This is a genomic window from Pseudomonas sp. HMSC057H01, from assembly GCF_001836405.1.
Lineage (GTDB): Bacteria > Pseudomonadota > Gammaproteobacteria > Pseudomonadales > Pseudomonadaceae > Pseudomonas > Pseudomonas aeruginosa.
This window is the reverse complement of the sequence record NZ_KV828526.1, coordinates 19441-26647: the sequence shown is the minus strand read 5'-3', so window position 1 is coordinate 26647 and position 7207 is coordinate 19441. Positions and strand designations below refer to the sequence as shown.

Genomic DNA, 7207 nt, shown 5'->3' with positions numbered 1-7207 from the left:
TCACGTCGCCCGGCAAGTCGGACTTGATGCCCGTGACCAGTGCCCCGGCAATGACCGTTCCGGCCATCACCTGATACGGCGAGGTGGGCATTTGCAGGTTGCCGGAGTTACGGGTTTCCGTAGAACCGCCTGTCAGGAACGCCTCTTTCTGGTCTTGCCGGTTCTGCACGGCAGTCGGATCAGCAGGCTGGGCCGCCGTCGAGGCCGGGCCAGCGGCCAGTGGATCGAAAGCGGCATTGGCGGCGAAGCCCGGCGCGGCAGCGACTTGCGACTGCGCCACGGGCGCGGCCTGCGGGGAGCCGGTGCGGAAGAACACCGTTGAAGCTGCCGCCGCTTCTGCTTCCTTGTGCAGCGCATCGTTGGGGTCGTAGCCGGGCGCGGCATAGGTGGCGGCGACCGGCTGCTGCGAATTGACGATGGCCGGCCCCAGATCACCCGGTAGCGGTGGCCCCAGCTCCGGCACGTCGGGCGGCAGCGCTGGCAACTTGGAATAGTCGGCAGGAAGTTGGTCGAGGCCTTCCGAGCGCGATACACGATCCACGTTGTACAGTTCGGTGGATTCGCCCGCGCCGCGTTGCTGCGGTTGCAGTGACCAGATCAGCGCGCCCATCACGCCAACCGACAGGCCGCCAGCGAGGATGGCCAGCGTGCGTCGGTTCAGACGCGTGACCGGGCGCGGTTGGGCGCGCAGCGCCACCGCCTCGGGTGCCATCTTGTCCGCCTGCGGCGTGGCAAGGTCGGGAGTGTCGTCCTGGCTCATGCTCAGTTCCTCCCGACGATGCCATCCGCGCGCTCGATGCGCACCATATCGCCCTTGTCGGCCCCCAGGCGCAGTTCTGCTGCACCGAACAGGCGATCCACGATGTAGTACGGCGAGCGGAAGCGATAGTTCACCAGTTGCCCGTCGCCCTGTGCGCCGATGACGAACAGCGGCGGCAGCTCGCCCTGGGCGATGCCTGCCGGGAACTGGATATAGACCTTCTCGCCATCATCAAAAGCGCGCAGCGGTTTCCACGATGGATTGCTGCCGCTGATTGCATAGCGAAAGCGGATGTTATCCAGCGACAAGCCTGCATCGACCGGCGCGGCAGCGTTGGCGGCTTGGGCTTGGCGCCGCAAGGCCAGCATTCGGTCTTTCGGGTAGTCCCAGGACACCGACGCCATCCATGCCTTGTCGGTCGAAGTCAGTTCCAGCAGGTACGTCCTGCGGCTGGTGGTAATGACCAGATTGGTCTTCAAGCTGGAACGGATAGGCTTGACCAGCACATTGACGCGCAGATCGGCCCCGCTGCCGCTGGAGGTGTCACCGACGATCCAGCGCACGGTATCGCCCGCAGCGACCGTCACCAGTTCCTCGCCAGGCTGGAGCGCGATCACCGTCACGCGACCTACTGACGCATAGACCTGGTACAGCGCGCCATCGCTATACGGCCAGACCTGGATCGCATTGACATAGCCTTCGCGCGTCGGAGCCACCCGTGCCTCGGCATTGGCTTTCGAGACACGTACCGTCTCATCAGCCGGTTCAGGCGCAGGCTTCGCATCCTTTTCCTCCGGCACTGGCTTCAACTGCTCAGGCAATGGCAGTGGCTCTGCAATAGTGACCACCTCGATCGGCACAGGCATTTCCGGCAAAGGCTCCGCCTGTACCGGCTCATCCAAGGAAATCACTGGCGGGGGTTTGCCCTGCGTGGCGCAGCCGGCCAAGGCCAGCACGACAAGCGGCAAAGCGTAAAAACGGAAAGGCACATTCATGGCTTCACTCCTTCAGACGAATCCAGTTCACGGCTCCACGACAGGCCATTGACGTAGATGCCCAGCGGGTTGCGGCGCAGGCGTTCTTCGGTGCGCGGGGTCTGCTGCACGATGGACACCACCGCCGTCCATCGCTCCAGCCCGGCCGCCGCGCCATTGACGTAGCGGCGTTCCATCCAGCGCACGTTGAACGACGCATCGCTGGCGCGAACCACGCTGGTGATCTGTACCGTTACCGACTCTTTGCCGATGCGGGCGAACGGGTCATTCACCCGCGCATAGTCGTTAAGCACCGCCGCGCCTCGGTCGGTGGTGTAGTCGTAGGCATCGAGCCAGTTCTGGCGCACGACGATGGGGTCGATGGACAGTGAGCGCACCAGCGTCACGAACCGCGCGATATGGTGTGCCGTCTGCGCATCGGTGGGCCGGTACGGCGTGGCCGCTTCGCCCACGGTGCGCACCTGGCCGGACTGATCGACTTCGATGACATAGGGCGTGACGATGGATTGGGCCGAGCGCCACACCAGGCCACCGGCCATCAGCAGCGCGAGCACCAGGCAGCCGAAGGCCATCAATCGCCAGTTCTTGGCCTGCACGCGGGCCGAGCCGATGCGCTCGTCCCACACCTGGGCAGCGGCTTGATACGGGGTGGCAGGCTGCGGCGTATCGGCATAGCGCACCTGCGGTCGTTTGAATCGCATGGCGTTCTCCTTGAAAGTCAGCTATCGGAATCTCGCAGACTCGGGCCTTGGCCCGAACCGCCGCCGTCGCCACCGCGCAGCGTGTGCGCGGCCGTGGTGGTGGCCTGGGTGAGTCGTTGGCGGCGTTGCAGGCGCTTGGCCCAGCCCGGTTTTTCCTGCTTCTGCGCGTTGGCCGTGTCGCCAGCGGCATCGCCTGCGGTGGCCTGCCCGGAACTGGCAGCGCCACCGCCTGAGCCACCATCGGTGCCGGAGCCTTGCCAGCCTGCTTTGAATGGCGCGGCCGCCTTGGCTGCCGCCGCTTTGATGCCTGCACCGGCGCGCTGGCCAGCGGCCTGTGCGCCGCCCTTGGCGACACTGCCCAGTCCAGCCATCGCGCCTTTGGCTCCGCCGCCCGCAGCGGCAGAACCGGCCTGGAAAGCCGACTTCGCGCTGCCAGCCGCCGAAGTCGCGGCCCGCGCGCCAGCCCCGGCGAGCTTGGCGGCAGCCGGTGCCATGCGCGCTCCGGCCATCACGGCACCGCCCACGCCGGTGGCGGCGGCACCTACGGCAACCGCCGCGCCTGCGGCACCAATCGCAGCACCGGCCATCGCGCCTGCGCCAAGCTGCGGTGCACCGGATACCAGCCCGGTGGCAATGCCCGGCCCGAAGATCCCCAACGCCAGCAGCGTGAGCGAGGCCAGCATGATGACCACTGCATGGTCGATGGACGGCTCGGCCGGATGCACCTGGAACTCGGCAAACAGGCCCGAGCCGATGCCGACGATGACGGCCAGCACCAGCACCTTGATGCCCGAGGACACCACGTTGCCCAGCACCTTCTCGGCGAGGAAGCTGGTCTTGTTCCACAGCGCGAACGGCACCAGCACGAAGCCCGCGAGCGTGGTCAGTTTGAACTCGATCAGCGTGATGAAAAGCTGGATCGCCAGCACGAAGAAACACAGGATCACCACCGCCCAGGCCAGGAACATGACCACGATGGGCGTCATGTTCACGAACACTTCGGGGAAGCCCGCCATGTCGCTGATCTGCTCAAGAATGGGGGCCGCCGCGTCGATGCCGGTCTTGGCCAAGCGTCCCGGTTGCAGGAATTCGCCCATGCTCATCGTCGAGCCGCTGGCCGTCAGGCCGAGGCCCGCGAACGAGCGGAAGACAATGCTGGCCAGCCAGTTGAAGTTGTTGATGATGTAGGCGAAGGCACCGACGTAAAGCACCTTGCGCAGCAGTTTGGCGATCACATCATCGCCCTGATCGGTGGCGTGGCTCATCGCCCAGTACAGCCCGGCAATCGTCATGTCGATGACGATCAGCGTGGCGCTGAGGAACGCGACTTCGCCCTGCAGCAGCCCAAAGCCCGAGTCGATGTAGCGCGAGAAGGTAGCGAGAAATCGGTCGATCACGGTCACGTCATTCATGGCACGTCCCCCTCGAAGGGCATGGCGCCCTGGTCACTGATGGGCGAGTCGAAGCTCGGCGGGATCGGCGGCAGATCGGCCAACGTGCGGAACTCGTCAGGCCCGGTTTCACCGGCGACGAAGCGCCGCCGGAAAGCGTCGGCCGCGGGCAGGCAGGCGTCTTCGCCTGCGGCCGTCCTGTCGGCGGCACACTGCACACGCAAAGCCTTGAGCCGCACGGGATCAGCGACCAGGTCTTCGGTCGGCTGCTGGCTGCAAGCGACCAGCAGCACGGGAAGCAGCAAGGAAACGCATCGCATGGCCGTCTCCCGTCAGTTGCCGTAGAAATCCACGCGCTGCGGCGTGTACGGCGTGCCATCACCCAGGAAGCGGCGCGTCACTTCACGGCCACGCTCGACAGCCGCTGCTTGGCGTGCCAGTTCCAGCGCGGCGGCGCGTTCCTGCGTGATCTGGAGTTGCTGCGCCTGGATGGACTGCTTGGCCTGCAAGGCCAGAAGCTGGTTGGTCGCCTGCATGGCTTGCAGCGCGCCGGTGGCGGACTGACTTTGGCTGACCAGATCGGACAGTGCGCTTTCGTCTTTTGCCAGGTTCTGCGACACCTGCGCCTGCATCCGCATCGCGGTATGCAGGCCATTCAAGGTGTTCTTCCAGCGCTCCTGCGCGTCGCGCACCATCTGGTCGCCGCTGACAGTCGCGGCGTACTGCTCCGGGTACAGCCGGGCGAAGGTCGCATCCATGCTCTGCACGTCGTAGGCCAGGCCGCGTGCCTCGGCGATCAGGCGTTCGGTCGTGGCGAGCGTCGAGCGCAGGCGATTGACGATGTTGAAGTCCAGATTCGCCAGATTGCGCGCCTGGTTCATCAGCATCTGTGCTTCGTTCTGGAGTTGGTTGATCTGGTTGTTGATCTGCTCCAACGTGCGCACGGCGGTCAGCGTGTTCTGCACGAAGTTGGACGGGTCGAACACCGTCAGCGCGGATGCGGGCTGAACGATTAGCAGCGACACCGACAGCACGGCGGCAAGCGAGACAGACAGCAGACGGGGCTTGGTCTTCATGGCAAGTTCTCCTGTGGTTGGGAAAGAAAGGAAGTGGCCGCCGGTGCGGACGGCAACAGGTCGGCCGCCCAATCGAGGCCGCGATGACGTAGCCAGGCACCGGCAAAGCCAGGTGTGCCTGCGTCCAGCAGCATGCGATCCATGTCGCGTTGGTCTTGTGGGGTGGATGCCCCGGCGAAGGCCAGCGTGGTTGGCCCCAGGTCGAGGTCGAACAGGCGATTGCCCAGACGCGATTGGTAGTAGTAGTCCCGCTTGGGCTGCGCGGTCGCCACGATCTCGATCTGGCGAGAGTTCAGCCCAAAGCCTTCGTAGATCGTGCGAATCTGCGGCTCGGTGGCCTGCGGATTAGGGAGAAAGATCCGACTGGCGCAGCTTTCAATCACCGCCGGTGCAATGCTCGAATCCTTGATGTCGGCCAGCGACTGCGTGGCGAACATGACGCTGACATTCTTCTTGCGCAGCGTCTTGAGCCACTGGCGAATGCGGGCGGCGAACACAGGGTCATCGAGGAACAGCCAGGCTTCATCGAGGATCAGCAGCGTGGGCGCGCCGTCGAAGCGTTCATCGAAGCGGGCGAACAGGTAGCCCAGCACGGCCAGCACCGCCGCCTTGCTGTGCATCAGTTCTTCCATCTCGAAGCACTGCACGCCGCCGGAACCCAGGCGGTCGGCATCGGCATCCAGCAGCTTGCCGTGGGCACCGCCCAGCACATAGGGCGCAAGCGCCTGGCGCAGTGCGTTCGATTGCAGCAGTACCGACAGGCCCGTCAGCGTGCGTTGCTCCGCTGGCGCACCGGCCAAGCTGCCTAGTGCCGACCAGATCGCAGCCTTCTCGTCCGGGCCAATGACGACACCTTCATGCAACAGGCGGCCTTCCACCCATTCGGCGGCCCAGGTGCGGTAGCCCTCCTGGTCGATGCGGGCCAATGGCTGAAAAGCAATCGCCCCGTCATTGCCGAGGTCGTAATGCTCGCCGCCCAGCCCGAGGATGGTGGCGCGCATCGAGCGGCCCATGTCGAAGGCGAAGATGCGCGAGCCGGGATAGCGGCGAAACTGCATTGCCAGCGTGGCGAGCAGCACCGACTTGCCCATGCCGGTTGGCCCGGCGACCAGCGTGTGGCCCACATCGCCGATGTGCGTCACCAGCCGGAACGGCGTCGCGCCATCGGTGCGGGTGACGATCAGCGGCGGGCCATCCAGATGCGCGTTCTTCTCCGGCCCGGCCCACACGGCGGACAGCGGCATCATGTGCGTCAGGTTCAGCGTCGAGACGATGGGCTGGCGCACATTCGCGTAGGCGTTACCGGGAATGGACGACAGCCAGGCATCCACCGCGTTCAAGGTTTCGGGGATGGTGACGAAGCCGCGCCCCTGAATGACGCGCTCTACCATGCGCAGCTTCTCGTCGGCCACGGCAGGGTCGGTGTCGAGCACTGTCACGGTAGCCGTCAGGTAGCCGAAGGCCACCTGATCGCTGCCCAGTTCTTGCAAGGCGGCGTCTGCATCGGCGGCCTTGTTGTTGGCGTCGGTATCGACCAGCGGGCTTTCCTGCTGGAAGATCGTTTCACGCAACAGCGCGACGACATTCTTGCGCTTGGCGAACCACTGGCGACGCAGGCGTCCAAGCTCTTTTTCCGCTTCGGCTTTGTCGAGGCAAAGGAACCGGGTTGCCCAACGATAGCCGAAGCCCAAGCGGTTGAGGTCGTCCAAAATCCCCGGCCAAGTCGAGGTCGGAAAGCCTCGCACCGACACCACGCGCAGGTGCTGATCGCCCAGCATGGGTGCCAGACCACCGACCAGCGCGGAGTCGGCCAGCAATGCGTCGATGTGGAATGGCACCTCGGGTACGCCGACGCGGTAGCGCCGCGTGGACACCGTGGCGTGCAGGTAAGTCAGTGTCTGGCTGTCATCGAGCCAGGCAATCTCCGGCATCACGCCGTCGAGCAGGTCGAACACGCGATCCGTTTCCGCCACGAAGGCTTCCAGCCGACCCTGCCAGTCCACGCCATCGCCCGGCGCATTCTCATAGAGCATCTTGGCGGCACGGGCGCGGGATTCTTCTGGTGGCAGGTAGGCCAGCGTCAGGTGATAGGCGCTCTCGTAGTGGTGGCCGGATTCCTCGAAGGCTGCACGGCGTTCTTCCTCCACCAGCCAGGACAACGGCTCGGGGAAATCGGAACGTGGATAGCCCGCCGCTGCGCAGCGCTCGGCTTCGATGAACAAGGCCCAGCCCGACCCCAGGCGGCGCAGTGCGTTGTTCAAGCGTGCCGACGTGGCGATCAGCT

General features: G+C 65.3%; 6 protein-coding genes and 1 pseudogene. All 7 read right to left on the bottom strand.

Annotated elements, in window-relative coordinates; genetic code table 11:
- Positions 1-760 (bottom strand): annotated as a pseudogene (locus HMPREF2581_RS30645) (TrbI/VirB10 family protein); the annotation flags it as partial.
- A 2-nt stretch (positions 761-762) separates the two neighbouring features.
- Entirely contained in the window at positions 763-1755 is a 993-nt protein-coding gene (trbG, locus tag HMPREF2581_RS30640; RefSeq protein ID WP_009398076.1) for a P-type conjugative transfer protein TrbG, read from the bottom strand.
- A complete protein-coding gene (gene trbF / locus HMPREF2581_RS30635; protein ID WP_022960598.1) occupies positions 1752-2456 on the bottom strand; it encodes a conjugal transfer protein TrbF in 705 nt (234 codons plus the stop codon). The genes trbG and trbF overlap by 4 nt, the downstream gene beginning before the upstream one ends.
- A gap of 17 nt (positions 2457-2473) precedes the next feature.
- On the bottom strand, positions 2474-3868 hold the full coding sequence (gene trbL, locus HMPREF2581_RS30630) for a P-type conjugative transfer protein TrbL (protein ID WP_070867411.1): 1395 nt from the start codon (positions 3866-3868) through the stop codon (positions 2474-2476).
- Positions 3865-4167 carry a hypothetical protein gene (locus HMPREF2581_RS30625; protein WP_004350800.1) on the bottom strand — a complete coding sequence of 101 codons (303 nt, stop codon included), beginning with the start codon at positions 4165-4167 and terminating at the stop codon, positions 3865-3867. The genes trbL and HMPREF2581_RS30625 overlap by 4 nt, the downstream gene beginning before the upstream one ends.
- A 12-nt stretch (positions 4168-4179) precedes the next feature.
- The gene (gene trbJ, locus HMPREF2581_RS30620) at positions 4180-4923 is read right to left on the bottom strand and encodes a P-type conjugative transfer protein TrbJ (RefSeq protein WP_004350802.1); all 744 of its coding nucleotides are present in this window, start codon (positions 4921-4923) and stop codon (positions 4180-4182) included.
- On the bottom strand, positions 4920-7207 hold a 2288-nt coding region (gene trbE, locus HMPREF2581_RS30615), incomplete at its 5' end, for a conjugal transfer protein TrbE (protein WP_070867409.1). The genes trbE and trbJ, both read right to left, overlap by 4 nt.

Excerpts from the sequence above, each read along its gene's own strand:
- trbG (WP_009398076.1), bottom strand. The coding sequence starts at position 1,755 with ATGAATGTGCCTTTCCGTTTTTACGCTTTGCCGCTTGTCGTGCTGGCC.
- trbJ (WP_004350802.1), bottom strand. The coding sequence starts at position 4,923 with ATGAAGACCAAGCCCCGTCTGCTGTCTGTCTCGCTTGCCGCCGTGCTG.
- trbL (WP_070867411.1), bottom strand. The coding sequence starts at position 3,868 with ATGAATGACGTGACCGTGATCGACCGATTTCTCGCTACCTTCTCGCGC.
- HMPREF2581_RS30625 (WP_004350800.1), bottom strand. The coding sequence starts at position 4,167 with ATGCGATGCGTTTCCTTGCTGCTTCCCGTGCTGCTGGTCGCTTGCAGC.
- trbF (WP_022960598.1), bottom strand. The coding sequence starts at position 2,456 with ATGCGATTCAAACGACCGCAGGTGCGCTATGCCGATACGCCGCAGCCT.